The 18789-nt window shown below is 72.3% G+C and carries 19 protein-coding genes and 4 tRNA genes; 13 read left to right on the top strand and 10 right to left on the bottom strand.

Annotation, left to right across the window (positions count from 1 at the left end; genetic code table 11):
- Positions 1-7 precede the first annotated feature (7 nt).
- From OG689_RS24000 to OG689_RS24020, 5 genes are all read right to left on the bottom strand, one after another.
- The gene (locus tag OG689_RS24000) at positions 8-994 is read right to left on the bottom strand and encodes a phosphatase PAP2 family protein (protein ID WP_266322968.1); all 987 of its coding nucleotides are present in this window, start codon (positions 992-994) and stop codon (positions 8-10) included.
- Between the two features lie 69 nt (positions 995-1063).
- Positions 1064-2143, bottom strand: a complete 1080-nt coding sequence (locus OG689_RS24005; protein WP_266327388.1) for an aminopeptidase P family protein — start codon at positions 2141-2143, stop codon at positions 1064-1066.
- A gap of 65 nt (positions 2144-2208) precedes the next feature.
- The gene (locus OG689_RS24010) at positions 2209-3561 is read right to left on the bottom strand and encodes a dipeptidase (protein WP_266322969.1); all 1353 of its coding nucleotides are present in this window, start codon (positions 3559-3561) and stop codon (positions 2209-2211) included.
- 81 nt (positions 3562-3642) lie between these two features.
- Positions 3643-3768, bottom strand: coding sequence for a hypothetical protein (locus OG689_RS24015; protein WP_266322970.1), 126 nt, complete (start codon positions 3766-3768; stop codon positions 3643-3645).
- Positions 3769-4039: 271 nt separating this feature from the next.
- Entirely contained in the window at positions 4040-5464 is a 1425-nt protein-coding gene (locus tag OG689_RS24020; protein WP_266322971.1) for an MFS transporter, read from the bottom strand.
- Positions 5465-5564: 100 nt separating this feature from the next.
- Here OG689_RS24020 and OG689_RS24025 point away from each other — a divergent pair, with 100 nt between their 5' ends.
- Both OG689_RS24025 and OG689_RS24030 read left to right on the top strand, forming a co-directional pair.
- A complete protein-coding gene (locus OG689_RS24025; RefSeq protein WP_266322972.1) occupies positions 5565-6248 on the top strand; it encodes a helix-turn-helix domain-containing protein in 684 nt (227 codons plus the stop codon).
- Between the two features lie 227 nt (positions 6249-6475).
- On the top strand, positions 6476-7282 hold the full coding sequence (locus OG689_RS24030) for a hypothetical protein (protein ID WP_266322973.1): 807 nt from the start codon (positions 6476-6478) through the stop codon (positions 7280-7282).
- A 228-nt stretch (positions 7283-7510) separates the two neighbouring features.
- Here OG689_RS24030 and OG689_RS24035 read toward each other — a convergent pair whose 3' ends face one another.
- A complete protein-coding gene (locus OG689_RS24035) occupies positions 7511-7999 on the bottom strand; it encodes a YajQ family cyclic di-GMP-binding protein (RefSeq protein ID WP_266322974.1) in 489 nt (162 codons plus the stop codon).
- 216 nt (positions 8000-8215) lie between these two features.
- On the opposite strand from OG689_RS24035, the gene OG689_RS24040 reads away from it, so the two are divergent.
- Positions 8216-8296, top strand: a tRNA-Tyr gene (locus OG689_RS24040).
- Positions 8297-8497: 201 nt separating this feature from the next.
- On the opposite strand, the gene OG689_RS24045 is transcribed toward OG689_RS24040, so the two are convergent.
- The gene (locus OG689_RS24045; RefSeq protein WP_266322975.1) at positions 8498-9097 is read right to left on the bottom strand and encodes a superoxide dismutase; all 600 of its coding nucleotides are present in this window, start codon (positions 9095-9097) and stop codon (positions 8498-8500) included.
- A 366-nt stretch (positions 9098-9463) separates the two neighbouring features.
- Positions 9464-10729: a hydrolase gene (locus OG689_RS24050; protein WP_266322976.1), complete on the bottom strand. Its 1266-nt coding sequence runs from the start codon at positions 10727-10729 to the stop codon at positions 9464-9466.
- 272 nt (positions 10730-11001) lie between these two features.
- Between OG689_RS24050 and OG689_RS24055 the strand changes: the two genes are divergently transcribed.
- The 6 genes from OG689_RS24055 to OG689_RS24080 all read left to right on the top strand — a co-directional run bounded on the left by OG689_RS24055 (position 11002) and on the right by OG689_RS24080 (position 13702).
- Positions 11002-11074: transfer RNA gene (locus OG689_RS24055), tRNA-Thr, on the top strand.
- A 43-nt stretch (positions 11075-11117) separates the two neighbouring features.
- Positions 11118-11190, top strand: a tRNA-Met gene (locus OG689_RS24060).
- Positions 11191-11273: 83 nt separating this feature from the next.
- Positions 11274-11438, top strand: a complete 165-nt coding sequence (gene rpmG / locus OG689_RS24065; protein ID WP_006604855.1) for a 50S ribosomal protein L33 — start codon at positions 11274-11276, stop codon at positions 11436-11438.
- 116 nt (positions 11439-11554) lie between these two features.
- Positions 11555-12013: a MaoC family dehydratase N-terminal domain-containing protein gene (locus tag OG689_RS24070; RefSeq protein WP_266322977.1), complete on the top strand. Its 459-nt coding sequence runs from the start codon at positions 11555-11557 to the stop codon at positions 12011-12013.
- A 4-nt stretch (positions 12014-12017) separates the two neighbouring features.
- Entirely contained in the window at positions 12018-12440 is a 423-nt protein-coding gene (locus OG689_RS24075; protein ID WP_266322978.1) for a MaoC family dehydratase, read from the top strand.
- A 221-nt stretch (positions 12441-12661) separates the two neighbouring features.
- A complete protein-coding gene (locus tag OG689_RS24080; RefSeq protein ID WP_266322979.1) occupies positions 12662-13702 on the top strand; it encodes a UDP-N-acetylmuramate dehydrogenase in 1041 nt (346 codons plus the stop codon).
- Between the two features lie 47 nt (positions 13703-13749).
- Here the strand turns inward: OG689_RS24080 and OG689_RS24085 are convergent, their stop codons facing one another.
- The gene (locus tag OG689_RS24085; protein WP_266322980.1) at positions 13750-14778 is read right to left on the bottom strand and encodes an adenosine deaminase; all 1029 of its coding nucleotides are present in this window, start codon (positions 14776-14778) and stop codon (positions 13750-13752) included.
- Positions 14779-14875: 97 nt separating this feature from the next.
- On the bottom strand, positions 14876-16123 hold the full coding sequence (locus OG689_RS24090; protein WP_266322981.1) for a pyridoxal phosphate-dependent aminotransferase: 1248 nt from the start codon (positions 16121-16123) through the stop codon (positions 14876-14878).
- 260 nt (positions 16124-16383) lie between these two features.
- Here OG689_RS24090 and OG689_RS24095 point away from each other — a divergent pair.
- From OG689_RS24095 to rplK, 4 genes are all read left to right on the top strand, one after another.
- Positions 16384-16456: transfer RNA gene (locus OG689_RS24095), tRNA-Trp, on the top strand.
- 148 nt (positions 16457-16604) lie between these two features.
- The gene (secE, locus tag OG689_RS24100) at positions 16605-16973 is read left to right on the top strand and encodes a preprotein translocase subunit SecE (protein WP_266322982.1); all 369 of its coding nucleotides are present in this window, start codon (positions 16605-16607) and stop codon (positions 16971-16973) included.
- Between the two features lie 279 nt (positions 16974-17252).
- The gene (nusG, locus tag OG689_RS24105; protein ID WP_266327390.1) at positions 17253-18146 is read left to right on the top strand and encodes a transcription termination/antitermination protein NusG; all 894 of its coding nucleotides are present in this window, start codon (positions 17253-17255) and stop codon (positions 18144-18146) included.
- A 162-nt stretch (positions 18147-18308) separates the two neighbouring features.
- Positions 18309-18743 (top strand): 50S ribosomal protein L11, encoded by a 435-nt coding sequence (gene rplK / locus OG689_RS24110; protein WP_073924351.1) that lies wholly within the window; start codon positions 18309-18311, stop codon positions 18741-18743.
- Positions 18744-18789: the final 46 nt, after the last annotated feature.

Here is an 18789-nt window from a genome sequence, read left to right on the forward strand (position 1 = left end):
CGTGGGTTCAGGCCCCCGCCGGTACCCCGGCGCGCCGCTCCCGCCGCTCCCGCCGGGCCCGTAGGAACCGGTCCAGCGCGAACCAGACCCCGGCGGCGTAGGCCCAGCCGACCAGGATGTCGATGATGAAGTGCTCGGCGCCGTAGACCAGGACGAAGGCCATCGCCAGCGGGTAGGCGGCCAGCAGCACCCGGGCCGGCCGGTTCGCCGTCCGCCAGAAGAACACCGCGAGCAGCATCGGGTAGGCGGCGTGCAGCGAGGGCATCGCGGCGACGTCGTTGGCGAACTGGCTGCCGTTCTCGAAGATCGACCCGGCCCTGGGCATCCCGCTGGAGTTCAGCAGGTCCTGCACGACCCGGGTGACGGCCGGCATGTGGCCCTCCAGGGAGGTCAGCCAGGGCGGGTCGGCCGGGTAGAGGATGTAGGTGGCGAAGCCGACGTAGGTGAGCAGGACGTAGCCGCCCAGCAACTGCCGGAACCGGCCGTGGTCGCGCCGCCAGAGCACCGCGAGCGTCACGAAGATCACGAAGAAGTGCGACATGTAGACCGCGACGCCGGCGTAGTCGTACCAGCGCGGCCGCCCCGGGTGGTACAGCCACTCCTGCAGCCGGACCGTCCAGGTCTCGCCGCCGCCGAGGAAGGTGTCGATGCTCAGCTGCGGCTCGAACCGCACCGGCCACGGCGTGTGCGCCCCGTACCCGCGCAGCAGCGAGTAGACCCAGACCACGGCCATCACCGGGACCCAGTCGCGCAGCACCAGCAGGGACCCGCGCAGGCCGCGGCCGCTGTGCAGGGAGGCCGCGACCAGCGCGCCGATCAGGCAGCAGAACACCACGTCGTTGGCGTACGGGAGCCCGTTCTCGTCCACGTACCAGGCCAGCACGCCGAAGTAGACCGGCCAGGCCAGCAGACGCAGCCGGGCGGCGCCCCGCCGGGCGCGCAATGCCCTGTCGGTCTTCTTGTCGGGCGGCGCGGGGCGGAGCAAGTCGGTCATACAGGGTGAAGCTAGCAACGCTTTCTTGGAGAATTCTTGGGATCGCCGGTCATGTCACCCAGCTAGCGGTCAGCTGACGCACTGCAGTTCGTGCGGGGTGTTGTTGAACCGGCGGCCGGCCCGGTCGGTCACGGTGACGATGTCCTCGATCCGGACGCCGAAACGCCCCGGGAGATAGATCCCCGGTTCGATCGAGAAGCACATGCCCGGCACCAGCCGCTGCCGTTCGCCCTCGACCATGTACGGCGGCTCATGGGTGGTGATCCCGATGCCGTGGCCGGTGCGGTGGATGAAGTACTCCCCGTACCCGGCCTCGGTGATCACCCGCCGGGCCACCCGGTCGATCTCCTGGCACTCCACGCCCGGCCGGACCGCCTCGAAGGCCAGCTGCTGGGCGCGGCGCACCACGTCGTGGACCTCCTGCACCTCGGCGGGCACCTCGGTGCCGACGTACACCGTGCGGGTGGTGTCGGAGCCGTAGCCGTCCTTGAGCCCGCCGAAGTCGAGCACCACGGTGTCACCCGTACGGATGACCCGGTCGTCGGCCTCGTGGTGCGGGTCGGCGCCGTTCGGACCCGATCCGACCACGGTGAAGTCGACCTGGCTGTGCCCGTAGTGGATGAGCAGCGCGCTGAGGTCGGCGGCCACGTCGCTCTCCCGCCGGCCGGCGAACTCCACCTCCAGGATCCGCCGGTACGCGGCGTCGGCGGCGCCCCCGGCGGCGGCCAGCCGTTCCAGCTCGTCGGTGTCCTTGACGGCCCGCAGCATCGGCAGCGCGGCGGTGAGCGAGGTCCAGCCGCTGCGTGGCAGGGCGGACTGCAGGCCGAGCAGGTGCATCGCCCAGGCCGAGTCGGAGACGCCGTACCGCCCGCCGGCGTCCAGCAGCGGGACGGCGCTCGCGTACGGGTCCTCGCCGTCCGACCAGTCGACCAGCCGCAGCCCGGGCACGCCGGGGGCCTTCTCGGCGTCCGGCCGCTCCAGCTTGGGCACCACCAGGGCCGGCTCCCGCCCGGTGGTGAGGACCAGTGCGGTCAGCCGCTCGGTGATCGCGGTGGGCCGGTAGCCGCAGAGGTACTCCAGGTCCGGGCCGGGGGCGATGACCAGGCCGGCCAGGCCGGCGGCGGTGGCGTCGGCGGTGGCGCGGTCCATCCGCGCCCGGTAGTCCTGCTGGGTGAACGGCCGGGGTGCGGGCGTCCCGCTCTCCTGGGGGGCGGTCACGGCCGGCCGGCCTTCGCGTAGTTCTGCAGGAACAGGGCTTCGACGTGCGCCATGTGGCGGATCTCCTCCGGGTCGACACTCTCGTCGGGGGCGTGGATGAGGCAGCGCGGTTCCTCCACGCCCATCAGAATGATCTCCGCCGAGGGGTAGGTGCGGGCGAAAACGTTGCACAACGGGATCGAGCCGCCCTGTCCGAGGAAGGCCATCGGCTTGCCGTAGACCTCCCGCATCGCGGTGTCGAGCGCGCCGTAGGCGGGCCCGCCGGTGGCGGCCTCGAACGGCGAGCCGGTGCTCTCGTTCTCCACCTCGACCCGGACGCCCCACGGGGCGGCGGCCTTCAGGTGCGCGGTCAGCGCGTCCCGGGCCGCCCCCGGGTCGGTGCCCGGCGGCACCCGCAGGCTGACCCGGGCCCGGGCGGTGCCCGGGACGGCGGCGGCCGAGCCGACCACCGGGGGGCAGTCGATGCCCAGCACCGTCACGGCGGGCCGGGCCCAGAGCCGGTCCGCCACGGCGCCGGTGCCGGTCAGCGAGACGCCGTCGACCACGCCGGCGTCGGCGCGGAACTGCGCCTCGTCGTAGCCGACGCCCGCCCAGGTGCCCTCGCAGTCCAGGCCGTCGATCCGGGTGCCGCCGTGCTCGTCCCGCAGCGAGTCGAGGATGCGTACCAGTGCGGCCAGGGCGTCGGGCGCCGGCCCGCCGAACATCCCGGAGTGCACGTCCCCCTCCAGCGCCCGCACGGTGACCACCACGTTGGCCAGGCCCCGCAGGGTGATGGTGGCGGTCGGCACGCCGACGGCGGCGTTGCCGGTGTCGCAGACCAGCAGCGCGTCCGCGTGCAGCTCCCCGGCGTGCGGCGGGACGTACTCCTCCAGCCCGCCGGTGCCCTGCTCCTCCGAGCCCTCGGCGACGAGCTTCAGGCCCACCGGGATGTCGTCGCCGAGCGCCCGCAGGGCGGTGAGGTGCATGACGATGTTGCCCTTGCAGTCCGCCGTGCCGCGCCCGTACCAGCGGCCGTCCCGCTCGGTCAGCTCGAACGGCGGGGAGGTCCAGGCGGCGTCGTCGAGCGGTGGCTGCACGTCGTAGTGGCAGTACAGCAGGACGGTCGGCGCGCCGGGCGGCGGCGGGCGGTGCCCGATCACGGCGTGGCTGCCGTCGGGCGTCTCCTCCAGATGGACGTCCTGGAGGCCCGCCTCGGTGAAGGCCGCGGCGACCCACTCGGCGGCTTCCCGGCACCGCTCCGGCGGGTACTGCCGCGGGTCGGCGACGGACGGGATCGCCACCAGCTCGGCCAGGTCGCTCTTCGCCCGGGGCATCAGTTCGTCGATGCGCCGGGCCAGGTCGTCGGTCATGCGTGCTCCTCTGGTCGGTCCGGGGGTGGGGTGCGTGGGGAGCGCCGTGTGCGGGCGCGGGCGCGGCCGCGTGGGGTGCGGTCAGTCCCGGACGGTGTCCCGGAGGTCGAGGTCGTCGATCTTGTCCTGGATCGCGTCCAGCTTGTCCGGGCCGTAGACCGACAGCACGATGGCCTCGCCGAGCACCACCTGGCGGTCCGACAGCACCGGCCGCTGGCCCGGGCCGCTCGCGCCGTCGGACCGCCCGCCGTGTCGTCACCTGGCTCTCCCGGCCCTCGGACGGCACGTCCACGGAACTCATCAGGCCTCCTCCGAGGCGACCCGCTCGGACCGCACGAGGCCAAGTTCACCCGGATGCCGACGGGCCCGCACGTCGCGCGCACCCGCACGGGTGATCGACTGTCAGGCCCGTCGGTCGGGTGGTGCGCCGCCGCCGGTCGGGGCCAACGAGCTGGTGGGAGCGTGGCCGGGCGCCCTGTCAGGCGGGCCAGACGGCGCGGCGCAAGGTCCGGTCGAAGGTCGCCGGCAGCAGGCCGAGGGCGAGCAGGAGGGCCAGTACGGACAGCGCGGTGCCCGGTGCCACGTGGTCGAGCAGGACCCCGCTGCCGAACAGCCCGGCCGGCATGCCGACGGTGAACAGCGTCATGGTGGCCGCGATCACCCGGCCGCGCAGCTCCTCGGCCACCTGCTGGAACACCAGGAGGTCGATCATCACCCGCAGTGCCGGGACCCCGAGCCCCATCAGGAACAGTGCCGCGAACACCGTCGCCGCCCCGCCCGGCAGCAGCGGCGCGAGGAACAGCGGCACGGCGAACCAGGCCACGGCCAGCAGCAGCGCACCGGGCCCGGCCAGCCGGTGCAGCCGGGAGACCAGCAGCGCGCCGGCCATCGCACCCACCGCCTCGCCGGCCAGCGCCAGCCCGATGCCGCCGCTGGACACACCCCGCTCCCGGAGCAGCACGATCACCGGCAGGACCACCGCCGAACCGACCAGGTTGATGCCGAACACCACCGCCAGGGTCGCCCGTAGTGTCCGGTCCGCGAGCAGGTGCCGGAACCCCGCGAGGGCGCCGGAGCCGTCCTCCTTCGTCGCCGTCACCGCGTCCGTCGCTGTGCGAGCCACCTCGCCCGCTGCCCTGTCAGCTGCCGAGCCCGCCGCCACGGTCGGTGCCGCCGGCTCGGCACGGCCGGGAAAGCGCACCAGGCAGGCGGAGGCGAGGGAGAGCAGCGAGGCCAGCGCGGCGCCGAGGAAGGGCACCGCCCGCCCGGCCCCCAGCAGCAGCCCCGCCAGCGGCGGCCCGGCCAGCCCCGCGCCGCTCATCCGGGCCTCGTCCTGCGCGAGGGCCTGCCGCAGCTGCTCCGGCGCCACCACCGAACGGACGGCGAGCAGCCGTACCGGCCCGCTGTAGGCGATCGTCGCCCCGATCACCACGGCGACCAGCAGCGCGTGCACCACGCTGAAGGCGTCCAGTGCCATCGCGAGGGGCACACTCAGGGCGGCCAGCAGCCGTACGGAGTCCGCCGCGATCAGCACCCGGCGGCGGTCGTACCGGTCGGCGACCGACCCGCCGTGCACCCCGCACAGCACCGACGCGGCGATCTGGAGCGCCCCGAACGCACCGGCCAGCGTGGACGATCCGGTCATCGCGAGCAGCAGCAGCGGGTAGGCGGTGTCGGAGACGTGGAGTCCGAGCGTGGAGGCGGCCGAGCCGCCCCAGAGCAGCTGGAAGCGGAGGTTACGGCGCAGCGGCACCGGCTGCGCCGACTTTCGCGTGGCCGCCTGTGCCGTCCTCGGCTGTCCGGTGCCCTCCTGTGCCGTCTCCCTCCGCTCCGCCTCCCGCCGGGTTGCCCCCTGCCCCGCCGCGTCCTGAACCGCCGACGGCGCGTCCTCGGTCATGGTCATTCCCCACCCCTTTGCGCTTGCGAAAGCATTCACGCTTAGGTGAATGATTACTGTTAGGTGATTGATTGCGCAAGGGTGGACGGGCTGCGACAGTGGGCCCGTGGTCGACAAAGCCAAAGAACGCCAGGTGAACGACGTCGCGACGCTGAAAGCGCTCGCCGACCCCGTCCGGCTGGCCATCATCAGTGCCCTGATGCGGACCGAGGGCGAACCGCAGACCGTCAAGGAGCTCGCCGCCGCCCTGGGCGAGCCGCAGACCAAGCTGTACCGGCACGTCAAGCAGCTGGAGGCGGTCGGACTGATCGCCGTCGCCGGCACCCGGCTGGTCTCCGGCATCGTCGAGAGCCGGTACGTGGCCGCCCAGGGGTCGCTGCGGCTGTCCCGGGAGATGTTCTCCGTCGGGTCCGGCGTCCGGACCGAGGCGGTGGACGCCGTCCTCGCCGCGATCGACCTGGTCCGCGACGGGTTCCGGATCCAAGTCCGGGACGGCCGAATCGACTTCAGCGCGCCGGAGGACGGCTCGGCCGGCCCGCCCGCGTTCGTCGCGCACTTCTCCGTGCGCCTCGACCCGGAGCGAATGGTGCGCCTGCGCAGGGAGTTGGGTGCCATCTTCGAAGAACTCTCCGCCGAGGGCAGGAGCACCGCCCCCGACGCCGTCGACGTCACCGCCTTCGCCCTGCTGTACGGCGTGCCGGTCGCCGACGCCGGCCCAGGCCGGACGGCCGGCACCGACTCCGACTCCGACTCCGATGTCGGCCCGGCTGCCGGGGTGGGGGCCGGCTGACGCTGCCGCCCGGTCGACAACCAGGCGATGTATCAGGCGAGTTGGAGCATCAGGCGGGGGTGTGGCGCGGCACGGTGCCGGCGCGGCCGGCCGTTGCCCCCGCCGGTCCCGGTGTGCCCCCGGGGTCGTGAATCATTCGGCGTAGAAAGGCTGGCCGGGTCAACTCCGGTGGCTCAACGTGTGGAACAGGCACATCGCCTGAACCACACCGAGAGGATGCGTTTCCTATGCGTGCCATCTGGATGGCCGCCGCGCTGACCACAGCCATCGGGCTGACCACGGTCACCGCGGCGTCCGCCACCGCTTCCGGCCGGACCGACCTCGTCGGCCGAAGCGCCCCGGGGCCCTTCGCGGCCGCGGCGACCGCCCCCCGCATACCCGTCCGGCCCGCCCTCGTGGCGCCGGTCGACGACACCCCCGCCGCCGACGCACCCGTCGCAGCCCTGCCGGCGGTGGATCCGCCGGCCGCGGACCCACCGGCACTGCCGAGTACGCCCACCCTGCCCCAACTCCCGGACATCTCAGGCCTTCCGGCACTCCCCGCGCTGCCGGCGGTGCCCGAACTGCCCGACCTCACCTCCGCCCTCGGCGGTCTCGGTGACGTCCTCGGCCTGGTCACCGGCCTGATCGGCACCGCGCTCGGCCCGGTCGGCGCGCCGGACACGGGCGCCCTGCAGCAGCTGCTCGCCGACCTCCAGGCGACCGTGCAGTCCCTGCTCGGCCAGCTCCCGAACACGCCCGTCCCGGCACCGACCGTCCCGGCACCGACCAAGCAGCAGCCGAACAGCTCGGCGCCCGCCGCCGGCCCTCTGGCCACGACGGTCGCCAAGGCCCCGACCGGTACGGCGCCGAAGGCCCCGGCCGGCACCGCGGCCAGGACTCCGACCGGGACGACGGCGAACACGCCGGCCCGGAGCCCGTCGCTGGCCGCGCGGCCTGTCCTGCAGGACCAGCTCGATCAGCTGAAGGCCAGAGCCAAGGCCCTGACCGACGCCGCGACGGCGGCCAGGGCGGCGACCACGGCGGCACGGTAGCCGCTGCCCACCCGGTTCGGGGGGCAGCACCGCCCCGGGGTGACGAACGGTGGTCCGGCCCTTGTGGGTACGAGGGCCGGACCACCTGCGTCCACGTACTGCCCCCGGCCTGGCACGGAAACCGAACCGGGAGGGCGCATCGAGGGCAGCGTCCGAATCCTCGGGCGCTGCCCTCGATGCGCCCTCCCGGTCGGGAGAGCCCGCGTTCGCGCGGCTCGGGGTGTCGTGTCAGCGGTAGTTCACGAACTGGATCGCGAACTCCAGGTCCTTGCCCTTCAGCAGTGCCTGGATGGTCTGCAGGTCGTCCCGGCTCTTCGAGCTGACGCGCAGCTCGTCACCCTGGACCTGGGCCTTCACGCCCTTGGGGCCCTCGTCCCGGATGATCTTCGCGACCTTCTTGGCGTCGTCCTGCGTGATGCCTTCCTTGATGTCCGCGAAGATCTTGTACTCCTTGCCGGACAGCTGCGGTTCGGCCGCGTCCAGCACCTTGAGGGACAGGCCGCGCTTGATGAACTTGTCCTTCAGCACGTCCAGGATCGCCTTGACGCGCTCCTCGCCGTTGGCCTTCATCTCGATCTTCTCGCCCGACCGCTTGACCTCGCCGCCGACGTTCTTGAAGTCGAAGCGGGTGGCGATCTCGCGGGAGGTCTGGTTGATCGCGTTGTCGACCTCCTGCCAATCGACCTTCGAGACGATGTCGAAACTGGAGTCGGCCATGGTGTCTTGGTCTCCTTGATGCTCTGGCTTCACTGGCAGGGGTCCGCCCCACGGGGCAGACCGCCGCCCCAGCCTATCCAGCGCGGCCCCGTCGCCGCCCCCGACAGCCGGGTGGAGCCCTTGATCATCATGTGATCGATCGAGTGGCGGACCACCCCCTGTCATCAGGTATCGTTTACCGAGTCGAACGGGGCAAGCCCCGCGAAACACATCCCTGGCTGGTTGCCCGAGCGGCCAAAGGGAGCAGACTGTAAATCTGTCGCGCAAGCTACGCAGGTTCGAACCCTGCACCAGCCACCGGATAACGGAACGGCCCTGATCTGCGGAAACGCAAGTCAGGGCCGTTTTTGTATGCCCGGGCGGACCCTGCTCCCTGCTCGCCCCCGCTCCCGGGCGGTGTCTGCGGACCGATGGCGGACCAGTCGCGGACCGCCGGCCCCCGGGCGCCGCCCCTCGGCGTCCGTCCGCGCGGACAGGGGTCGAGGAGCGGCGGGGCGGTCAGCCCTGGGCAGCGGCGAAGCGGTCGGCGACGTCGTTCCAGTTGACGACGTCCCACAGCTTGGTGACGTAGTCCGGTCGGACGTTCTTGTACTGCAGGTAGTAGGCGTGCTCCCAGGCGTCGAAGGCCAGCAGCGGGGTGGTGCCCTGACCGACGTTGCCGTGGTGGTCGTAGACCTGCTCGACGATCAGGCGCTTGCCGAGCGGCTCCCAGGAGAGGATTCCCCAGCCCGAGCCCTGGACGCCGACGGTGGCTGCGGTCAGCTGCTTCCTGAAGGCCTCGAAGCCGCCGAGGTGCTCCTCGACGGCATCGGCCAGGGCGCCGGTGGGGCGGTCGCCGCCGTCGGGCGAGAGGTTCTCCCAGAAGAGGGAGTGCAGGACGTGGCCCGACAGGTGGAAGGCCAAGGTCTTCTGGAGGCCCACCAGGCCGCCGAACTGCTCCTTGTCGCGGGCCTCGGCGATCTGCTCCAGGGTGTCGTTGGCGCCCTTCACGTAGGCGGCGTGGTGCTTGGAATGGTGCAGTTCCAGGATCTCGCCCGTCATCGCGCGCTCCAGTGCGGAGTAGTCGTAGGCGAGGTCGGGGAGGGTGTACTGGCCCATGGGATAGGGGCTCCTAGTCCGTGTGCTGATGGGTGTTCGGACGTGCCTCCGCCACACTATTGCGCATCGCTTGCAATTACCTACTGATGGCATCAGAGTGTTTCGTCAGGGGTGGGCGAGGCCTGTCAGCCTCCCCGCTGTGACAGTCCCGGACGCGCCCCGGTGCGCATCGGGGTCCTCCGTGCGAGCTGATCGTCTTCCCAACCGGCGCCCGCCGGGACGTCAGGCCCGCCCACCCCGAACCGCCCGCCCCGAACCGCCCGCTCCGAACGGGCCGGGCCGCCGGCGAGGGCGGCACGGCGAGGACGCCGGCCGGCCGCCAGGAGCGTCGGACGGGGCGGGGCGATTCGCGGCGGGTCGGGCGGGCTACTCCGGGGTGCTCTGGCGCGGCAGGGCGAGGGCCACCGTGTCGGCGAACTCCCGGACCGCGCTGGTCCGGCTGACGATCCGTCCGGCATGCACCACCAGGCGGCTGTGACCACCCGCGAGCGCGCCGGCCAGGCTGTCGCCGCGGATGGCGAGGAGCTCGGCGGGGAAGCCCGCGTCCACCCGTACGGGTGGCAGGCCGAGGGCGGTCCTGGCCCGGTTGGCGACGGCGTCGTAGGCGGCCTCGACGCTCACCCCGCCGGCGGCCAGCAGGTAGGCGGCCTCCAGCGGGTCGGCCCGGCCGGCGGGGTTGGCGGCGTCCCGCAGCGAGCCGCTGCCGGCCGCGATCGAAACCCCGGCCCTGGTCAACTCCGCCACCAGGGAGGGGCGCAGGCCGTTCGGACGGCCCGGGAGGCCGGTGCAGCCGCCGTTCTGCGGCAGGAGGACCAGCTGGATCCCGGCGCCCGCCAGCACGCCCGGGCCGTCCGGGCCGAGCCCGCCGCACGGGCCGAGGGTGACGCGCGGGCGCAGCGGGGCGAGCGCTGCGGCGAGTCTGGCCAGGGCGGCCGGCTCGGCGGCCTCGGTGTGCAGGTCGACGGGGCAGTCGGCCTCGCGGGCGGCCTCCAGCAGCACCTCGACGTAGCCGGCCGGGTCCGGGTCGAGGTCGGGGCAGCCGCCGGCGGCGGTGGCGCCCAGCTTGAGGGCGTCGCGCAGCTGGGCCCGGCCGTCCGCCCCGGCGAGGCCGGTGAGCAGCCGGGGCATCGCGACGGCCTGGAGTTCGGCCAGGCCCCGCAGGGACTGCCGGGCGGTGAGTACGGCCTCCAGGCGCCGCAGGCCGTGCACATCGCCGATCCGGACGTGGGTGCGCTGGGCCGTGGCGCCGTAGCCCAGGGAGGTGAGGGCGGCTTCGGTGGCCCGGCGGGTCAGGTCGGCGGACGTCTCGGGGGGCGGGGCGGACAGGGCGGCGGAGAAGGCGAGGTCGTAGTGCGCGTGGGCCTCGGCGGGGGCCGGCAGGAGCAGGTAGCCGGCCAGGTCGATCCGGGCGCCGGTGGTGGCGGTGGGGCCGCCGGGCAGGGCGTGCAGCGGGGCGAGGCTGCCGACGGTGCCGACGGCCTGGATCCGGTCGCCGCTGATCCGGACGTCGACCACGCGGCCGTCCGCGAGGCGGGCCCCGGTGAGGAGCAGGACGGGGCCGTGCCCGAGCGGGTTGGCGGCCGGGCCGTGGCCCTGCTGCGGCCCGTCGGCGGGTGTGCTGTCCGCGGTCATCGGCAGACTCCTTCCCGCGTTCCCCCGGGGCCCGCCGACGGGCCGGGAGGGTTTCGTGGCAGGCAAGATCGCTGGGGGTTCGAGCCTAGGGCGCCGCCGGGCGGGGTGCAGGGAGGCGGGCAATAGTCGTATCGGGTCGGGCCGTGGCCTTCGCAGGCGCTCCGGACGCCGGCTCGTCGATCGGTCGGGTGTGCGAGCCGCCCACCTGCGATCTTCCGGTCCGGATACGGATTTCACCTCTGGCCGGGAACCGTGTAATCTCTTCCTCGTTCGCCCCTATAGCTCAGTCGGTAGAGCGTCTCCATGGTAAGGAGAAGGTCTGCGGTTCGATTCCGCATGGGGGCTCTGGTGAACGATTGTCAGCCTCGGCTGTCATGAAGGTCACTGTGGCGGTGTAGCTCAGTTGGTAGAGCAAGCGGCTCATAATCGCTGTGTCACCGGTTCAAGTCCGGTCACCGCTACCCCGCGTAGTCGGTCGGGAGATCGAACTCCCGGTCGGCTACTCTTGTTGTGTTCTCACCCATTGTTCTAGGAAGGCACTCCCGTGGCTGCCACCGATGTCCGCCCGAAGATCACGCTGGCCTGCGTGGAGTGCAAGGAGCGGAACTACATCACCAAGAAGAACCGGCGTAACGACCCGGACCGTCTTGAGATGAAGAAGCACTGCCCCCGCTGCAACTCGCACACCGCGCACCGCGAGACCCGCTGACCCCGTAAGGTGTCGCCGGGCCTGTGTGACTCAGGTCTCTGACTCCGGGCCGCACCCCTTCCCAGGGGTGCGGCCCGGAGTTTTTTCGTATCGACCCGACCCCGGAGGAGTTGCCCATGCCGCTCGACCCCGCCTTCATCGGGCGGACCTACCCGCCCACCGAGCCCTACGAGGTCGGCCGCGAGAAGATCCGCGAGTTCGCCGCCGCCGTCGGTGACGACAATCCGGTGTACTCCGACCCGGAGGCCGCCAAGGCACTGGGCCACCCGGACGTGATCGCCCCGCCGACCTTCCCGTTCGTCATCACCTACCGGGCCGCCGCCCAGGTGGTCGAGGACCCGGAGCTCGGCCTGGACTTCACCCGGGTGGTGCACGGCGACCAGAAGTTCGCCTACACCCGCCCGGTGCGGGCCGGCGACCGGCTCTCGGTCGTGGTGACCATCGACGCCATCAAGTCGCTGGCCGGCAACGACGTGCTGACGGTGCGCGGCGAGGTGTCCGACGGCAGCGGCGAGCACGTGGTCACATCCTTGATGACCCTGGTGGCCCGGGCCGCCGACGAGGCGGGGGAGTAGCGCGATGGCGATCAGTTTTGACGAGGTCGAGGTCGGCACCGAGCTGCCCGGCCGGTCCTTCCCGGTGACCCGCGACACGCTGGTGCGGTACGCGGGCGCGTCCGGCGACTTCAACCCGATCCACTGGAACGAGAAGTTCGCGCTGGAGGTCGGCCTGCCCGACGTCATCGCGCACGGCATGTTCACGATGGCCGAGGCCGTCCGGGTGGTCACCGACTGGCTGGGCGACCCCGGCGCGGTGGTCGAGTACGGCGTGCGCTTCACCCGCCCGGTGCCGGTGCCCAACGACGGCACCGGCGCGGTGATCGACGTCACGGCCAAGGTCGCGGCCCTGCTGGAGGACCGCAAGGTCCGGGTCGACCTGCTGGCGACCTCCGGCGGCCAGAAGGTGCTGGGCATGTCCCGCGCGGTCGTGCAGCTGGCCTGACGGGTCCGTGGACGTGGGCGGGGCCCGGGGCGATCGCCCCGGGCCCCGCGTGGTTCCCGACCTTCCCGTGCGGCCCGCAGCCGGGCCCGGGCGCGGTGGGGCCGCCGGCGCGCACGGCCGGCCCGAGCCGGGGTGATCCGCGTCACGGCCGGCGGGAGCGGGCTGCCGGAATCGGGCGCCGCCGCGCCGGGCGGGCCGCGGCCGCCCCGTACGCTGGTGGCGTGCTGGTACAACACGACGCCCCCCTCGCCCCGCTGACCACCCTCCGGCTCGGCGGCCCCGCCCGCCGGCTGGTCACCGCGACCACCGACGCCGAGGTCGTCGCGGCCGTCCGCGAGGCCGACGCGGCGGGCGAGCCGCTGCTGGTGCTCGGCGGCGGCAGCAACCTGGTGATCGGTGACGCCGGTTTCGACGGCACCGTGCTGCGGATCGCCACCACCGGCTTCGCGCTGGACGGCACGGCGCTGGAGCTGGCGGCCGGCGAGGTCTGGGCCGACGCGGTGGCGCGGACCGTCGACAAGGGCCTGGCCGGTGTCGAGTTCCTGGCCGGCATCCCCGGCTCGGCCGGCGCCACGCCGGTGCAGAACGTCGGCGCGTACGGCCAGGAGGTGTCCACCGGCATCACCGAGGTGGTCGCCTACGACCGCCGGGCGGGCGGGAGCATCACGCTGACCGGCGCCGAGTGCGGCTTCTCCTACCGGCACAGCCGCTTCAAGGCCGACCCGGAGCGCTACGTGGTGCTCCGGGTGCGCTTCGCACTGGAGGACAACGGCGGGCTGTCGACCCCGGTCAGGTACGCCGAGACCGCCAGGCACCTGGGTGTCGAGGTCGGCGACCGGGTGGACCTGACCGCCGCCCGGGACGCCGTCCTGCGGCTGCGGGCCGGCAAGGGCATGGTGCTGGACGCGGCCGACCACGACACCTGGTCGGCGGGCTCCTTCTTCACCAATCCGATCCTGACGGCCGATCAGTACGCCGACTTCCAGGCCCGGCTGGCCGGGCGCCCGGCCCCGGCCTACCCGGCACCGGACGGCTGCACCAAGACCTCCGCCGCCTGGCTGATCGACCAGGCCGGCTTCGGCAAGGGCTACGGCAGCGGCCCGGCCACGCTCTCCACCAAGCACACCCTGGCGCTCACCAACCGGGGCGCCGCCACGGCCGGTGACCTGCTGACGCTGGCCCGGGAGATCCGGGACGGCGTGCGGGCGGCCTTCGGGGTGGAGCTGGTCAACGAGCCGGTGATGGTGGGCGTCCAGCTGTAGGCCCTCGGGCCCCCACCAGGCCTCCCCCGGCCGGGGGAGGCCGAAGGTCAGCCGGCCAGCCAGATGTCGATGTCCGCGAGCAGTTCCTTCCGGACGTCCTCCGGCGCGCGCGATCCCCGGACCGACTGCCGGGCGAGCTCGGCGAGTTCGGCGTCGTTGAAGCCGAGGACGTCCCGGGCCAGCCCGTACTGGGCGGCCAGCCGGGAGCCGAACAGCAGCGGGTCGTCGGCGCCGAGCGCCAGCGGTACGCCCGCGTCGAAGAGCCGGCGCAGCGGCACGTCCTCGGGGCGCTCGTAGACGCCGAGCGAGACGTTGGACGAGGGGCAGACCTCGCAGGTGATCTGCCGGTCGGCGAGGCGCTGCATCAGCCGCGGGTCCTCCGCGGCCCGGACGCCGTGGCCGATCCGGCCGGCCCCCAGGTCGTCCAGGCAGTCCCGGACGGACTCCGGGCCGGCCAGTTCACCGCCGTGCGGGGCGGCCAGCAGGCCGCCGTTCCTGGCGATGGCGAAGGCCCGGTCGAAATCGCGGGCGAGGCCGCGCCGTTCGTCGTTGGAGAGGCCGAAGCCGACCACGCCCTGGTCGGCGTACCGGACGGCGAGCCTGGCCAGGGTCCGGGCGTCCATCGGCGATTTCATCCGGTTGGCCGCGACCAGCACCCGGATTCCCACCCCGGTGGCCTCGGAGGCGTGCCGGACGGCGTCCAGGATCAGCTCCAGGGCCGGGATCAGCCCGCCGAGCAGCGGGGCGTACGAGGTCGGGTCGACCTGGATCTCCAGCCAGCGGGAGCCGTCGCGCCGCTCGTCCTCGGCGGTCTCCAGCACCAGGCGGCGGATGTCCTCCTCGTCCCGCAGGACGGACCGGGCGGTGTCGTACAGCCGCTGGAAGCGGAACCAGCCGCGCTCGTCGGTGGCGCGCAGTTGCGGCGGCTCGCCGGAGCTGAGGGCCTCGGGCAGTCGCAGCCGGTGTTTGGCGGCCAGCTCCAGCAGGGTGGCCGGGCGCATCGAACCGGTGAAGTGCAGGTGGAGATGGGCCTTCGGCAGGTCCCTCACGTCGCGGGGTACAGGCAGGCGTTCCATTCACCGATACTGCCGTATCCGGGCCGTGCACGGGAACCGCCCCCGTCACATCCCTCGAAGGGGTGACGGGGGCGGCTCCGGTTCGGGAGGGCGACGGTCAGTCGCGGGCCTCGCCGAGCAGCTTCTGCAGGCGGCCGACGCCCTCGGCGAGGTCGGCGTCGCCGAGCGCGTACGAGAGGCGCAGGTAGCCCGGGGTCCCGAAGGCCTCGCCGGGGACGACCGCGACCTCGGCCTCGTCCAGGATCAGGGCGGCCAGCTCCGCGGAGGTCTGCGGGCGCTTGCCGCGGATCTCCTTGCCGAGCAGGCCCTTCACCGACGGGTAGGCGTAGAACGCGCCCTCGGGTTCGGGGCAGACCACGCCGGCGATCTCGTTGAGCATCCGGACGATGGTCCGCCGGCGGCGGTCGAAGGCGGTCCGCATCTCGTGCACGGCCGAGAGGTCGCCGGAGACGGCGGCGACGGCGGCCCGCTGGGCCACGTTGGAGACGTTCGAGGTGGCGTGCGACTGGAGGTTGGTCGCGGCCTTGACGACGTCCTTGGGGCCGATCACCCAGCCGACCCGCCAGCCGGTCATGGCGTAGGTCTTGGCCACGCCGTTGACCACGATGGTCTTGTCGGCGAGCTCGGGCAGCAGGGCCGGCAGCGAGACGAACTCGGCGTCGCCGTAGACCAGGTGCTCGTAGATCTCGTCGGTGAGCACCCAGAGGCCGTGCTCCAGGGCCCAGCGGCCGACCGCCTCGACCTCGTCGCGGGTGTACACCGCGCCGGTCGGGTTGGAGGGCGAGACGAACAGCAGGACCTTGGTGTTCTCGGTGCGCGCGGCCTCCAGCTGCTCGACCGAGACCTTGTAGCCGGTGGTCTCGTCGGCCACGACCTCGACCGGGACGCCGCCCGCGAGCTGGATCGACTCGGGGTAGGTGGTCCAGTAGGGGGCCGGGACGATGACCTCGTCGCCCGGGTCGAGGATCGCGGCGAAGGCCTCGTAGATGGCCTGCTTGCCGCCGTTGGTGACCAGCACCTGCGAGGCGTCCACCTCGTAGCCGGAGTCGCGCAGCGTCTTGGCGGCGATGGCGGCCTTGAGCTCGGGCAGGCCGCCGGCCGGGGTGTAGCGGTGGTTCTTCGGGTCGCGGCAGGCCTCGACGGCCGTCTCGACGATGTAGTCCGGGGTGGGGAAGTCCGGCTCGCCGGCGCCGAAGCCGATGACCGGCCGGCCGGCCGCCTTGAGGGCCTTGGCCTTGGCGTCCACGGCGAGGGTGGCGGACTCGGCGATCGCACCGATCCGGGCGGACACCCGGCGGTCGGCGGGACGGACGGAACTGTCGGGCTGCGGGGTGGAAGCGCTCATGCCTGCATCGTCGCAGAACCGGTACGGACCGGGCATGGCGGTTTCACCATCCGTACCCGCGCGGTCCAGCATGTGTCGGGCCCGTGGGGGGCCGGATCGGTGACGGTCCGACGCTTCCGGGACGAGAGGTTCGACCAATCGCCCTGGAACACGTACACTCACTGCTCGATGGCTCCCGAAGTGCAGCATCCACCGCCTGTGCATACAGCGGCCCCGGATGCGGTAGGTTGGGGGACACTGCAGGCGCCGCGAGGCGTCGTAGGGCAATAGCTCAATTGGTAGAGCACCGGTCTCCAAAACCGGCGGTTGGGGGTTCAAGTCCCTCTTGCCCTGCTGCTTGATCCGTACCGAGCCCGTTCGCTCTTGCAGAGCGAGCGGGCTTGATGCGGAGAGGGCCTCATACAGCACTGCTTTCGCCGGATCGCTCGTGCTCCAAAGGCACAGGCGACGCTCGGCAGGACCCGGATTCAGGTGAGGACGAGTGACGGAGACCACGGGCTCCACCGCAACGCCTGAGAGCGGCAACCCCGAGGGTGCCGAAGGCGCTGACGGGACCACGCCTGTCGACGGCGAGGACAAGGCTCTCTCGCGCCGCGACCGCAAGCGCGCCAAGCGCTCGGGCGGCGACGGTGAGAAGAAGTCCGGCAAGCGTGCCAAGAAGGGCGTCTTCGCCCGGCTGGCGCTCTTCTACCGGCAGATCATCGCGGAACTGCGCAAGGTCGTCTGGCCCAGCCGGAGCGACCTGATCAACTACACCACCGTCGTGGTCGTCTTCGTTGTCGTGATCATGGGCCTGGTGGCCTCCCTCGACTTCGGCTTCGCCAAGCTCAGCCTGTGGATCTTCGGCTGACCGAGCTGACCTCAGCATCTCGAACAAACACTCCGACCCGGGCCGATTCATTGGTCCGGGTCGAGCTGTCGGCGGCGATCGTACGAGCCCGCTACCGTTGACTCGGTACTGTTGAAGTCTCTGAGTCGTTTTTCCTGGGCGCCCGCGAGAGCAGCGCGGCGCCGGAGCGGCCCGGAGCGCGCCATCTTCACCATCTCCAGGAAAGAAGCAGCCACCGTGTCTGAGTCCCCCCTGTACGACGCCGACGAGACCGTCCGCGAGGCGGATGTCGCCGCCGAGCTGGACGCGGCTGCGCTGGCTGACAGTGCCGCCGACTCCGAGTCCGCCGAGCAGATCGTGGACGCCGTGGACAGTGACGAGGACGAGGTCGAGGCGTTCGACGAGGCCGAGGCCGACGAGCCCGCCGAGGTCGCCGCGCTGCACGAGGACGCCGACGACACCGAGGACGCCGACGACGAGGACGAGGACGCGTCCGAGGAGGCCGCCGCCGAGGACGAGAGCGCCGAGGAGGCCGTCGCCGAGGACGAGAGCGCCGAGGAGGCCGTCGCCGAGGAGCCCGAGGTCGAGGTCGACCCGGTCGCCGAGTTCCGCGAGAAGCTGCGCACCGCCCCGGGCGAGTGGTACGTGATCCACACCTACGCCGGTTACGAGAACCGCGTGAAGCAGAACCTGGAGCAGCGCTCCGTCTCCCTGAACGTCGAGGACTACATCTTCCAGTCCGAGGTGCCGCAGGAGGAGGTCGTCCAGATCAAGAACGGCGACCGCAAGACGATCCGCCAGAACAAGCTCCCCGGCTACGTCCTGGTCCGGATGGACCTCACCCCGGAGTCCTGGGGCGTCGTGCGCAACACCCCGGGTGTCACCGGCTTCGTCGGCAACGCCTACGACCCGTACCCGCTGACGCTGGACGAGGTCGTCAAGATGCTCGCCCCCGACGTGGAGCGCCAGGCGGCCAAGGAGGCCGGCCGGCCGGTTCCCGGCAAGCCGATCGAGGTCCAGGTGCTCGACTTCGAGGTCGGCGACTCGGTCACCGTCACCGACGGTCCGTTCGCGACCCTGCAGGCGACCATCAACGAGATCAACCCGGACTCGAAGAAGGTCAAGGGCCTGGTCGAGATCTTCGGCCGCGAGACCCCGGTCGAGCTGTCGTTCGACCAGATCCAGAAGAACTAGCCAGCGGCACGACGGGGGGCGGGGCTTCGGCCCCGCCCCCTTTATCGTTTTGGTCCAGCGGCGCATCCGCGTTAGCCTGGTCCGATGTGTGTGGTGCCCTTCGGGTGTCGCCCCGGCTGCCCGCACACGCCGACCATCCCCTCTCAGAAGGACCCGAGAGACATGCCTCCCAAGAAGAAGAAGATCACGGGGCTCATCAAGCTCCAGATCAAGGCCGGTGCGGCCAACCCGGCTCCGCCGGTCGGCCCCGCGCTGGGTCAGCACGGCGTGAACATCATGGAGTTCTGCAAGGCCTACAACGCCGCGACCGAGTCGCAGCGCGGCATGATCGTGCCGGTGGAGATCACGGTCTACGACGACCGCTCCTTCACCTTCATCACGAAGACGCCGCCGGCCGCGCGCCTCATCCTGAAGGCCGCCGGCATCGAGAAGGGCTCGGCCGAGCCGCACAAGACCAAGGTCGCCAAGCTCACCGGCGCCCAGGTCCGCGAGATCGCGACCGTGAAGCTCCCCGACCTGAACGCCAACGACCTGGACGCCGCTGCGAAGATCATCGCCGGCACCGCCCGGTCGATGGGCGTCACGGTCGAGGGCTGATCAAGCCCTTTTCCGGCCGGGGCGGACGCCCCAGTCGTCCCTGTGG

This window comes from Kitasatospora sp. NBC_00240, assembly GCF_026342405.1.
Taxonomy (GTDB): domain Bacteria; phylum Actinomycetota; class Actinomycetes; order Streptomycetales; family Streptomycetaceae; genus Kitasatospora.

What these genes read in the sequence shown, in the direction of transcription:
- OG689_RS24070 (WP_266322977.1), top strand. Translation starts at nt 11,555, where the DNA reads ATGCCGCTCGACCCCGCCTTCATCGGGCGGACCTACCCGCCCACCGAG.
- OG689_RS24020 (WP_266322971.1), bottom strand. Translation starts at nt 5,464, where the DNA reads ATGACCATGACCGAGGACGCGCCGTCGGCGGTTCAGGACGCGGCGGGG.
- OG689_RS24085 (WP_266322980.1), bottom strand. Translation starts at nt 14,778, where the DNA reads ATGGAACGCCTGCCTGTACCCCGCGACGTGAGGGACCTGCCGAAGGCC.
- OG689_RS24050 (WP_266322976.1), bottom strand. Translation starts at nt 10,729, where the DNA reads ATGACCGCGGACAGCACACCCGCCGACGGGCCGCAGCAGGGCCACGGC.
- OG689_RS24035 (WP_266322974.1), bottom strand. Translation starts at nt 7,999, where the DNA reads ATGGCCGACTCCAGTTTCGACATCGTCTCGAAGGTCGATTGGCAGGAG.
- OG689_RS24045 (WP_266322975.1), bottom strand. Translation starts at nt 9,097, where the DNA reads ATGGGCCAGTACACCCTCCCCGACCTCGCCTACGACTACTCCGCACTG.
- OG689_RS24090 (WP_266322981.1), bottom strand. Translation starts at nt 16,123, where the DNA reads ATGAGCGCTTCCACCCCGCAGCCCGACAGTTCCGTCCGTCCCGCCGAC.
- OG689_RS24075 (WP_266322978.1), top strand. Translation starts at nt 12,018, where the DNA reads ATGGCGATCAGTTTTGACGAGGTCGAGGTCGGCACCGAGCTGCCCGGC.
- OG689_RS24000 (WP_266322968.1), bottom strand. Translation starts at nt 994, where the DNA reads ATGACCGACTTGCTCCGCCCCGCGCCGCCCGACAAGAAGACCGACAGG.
- OG689_RS24030 (WP_266322973.1), top strand. Translation starts at nt 6,476, where the DNA reads ATGCGTGCCATCTGGATGGCCGCCGCGCTGACCACAGCCATCGGGCTG.
- OG689_RS24010 (WP_266322969.1), bottom strand. Translation starts at nt 3,561, where the DNA reads ATGACCGACGACCTGGCCCGGCGCATCGACGAACTGATGCCCCGGGCG.
- OG689_RS24005 (WP_266327388.1), bottom strand. Translation starts at nt 2,143, where the DNA reads ATGGACCGCGCCACCGCCGACGCCACCGCCGCCGGCCTGGCCGGCCTG.
- rplK (WP_073924351.1), top strand. Translation starts at nt 18,309, where the DNA reads ATGCCTCCCAAGAAGAAGAAGATCACGGGGCTCATCAAGCTCCAGATC.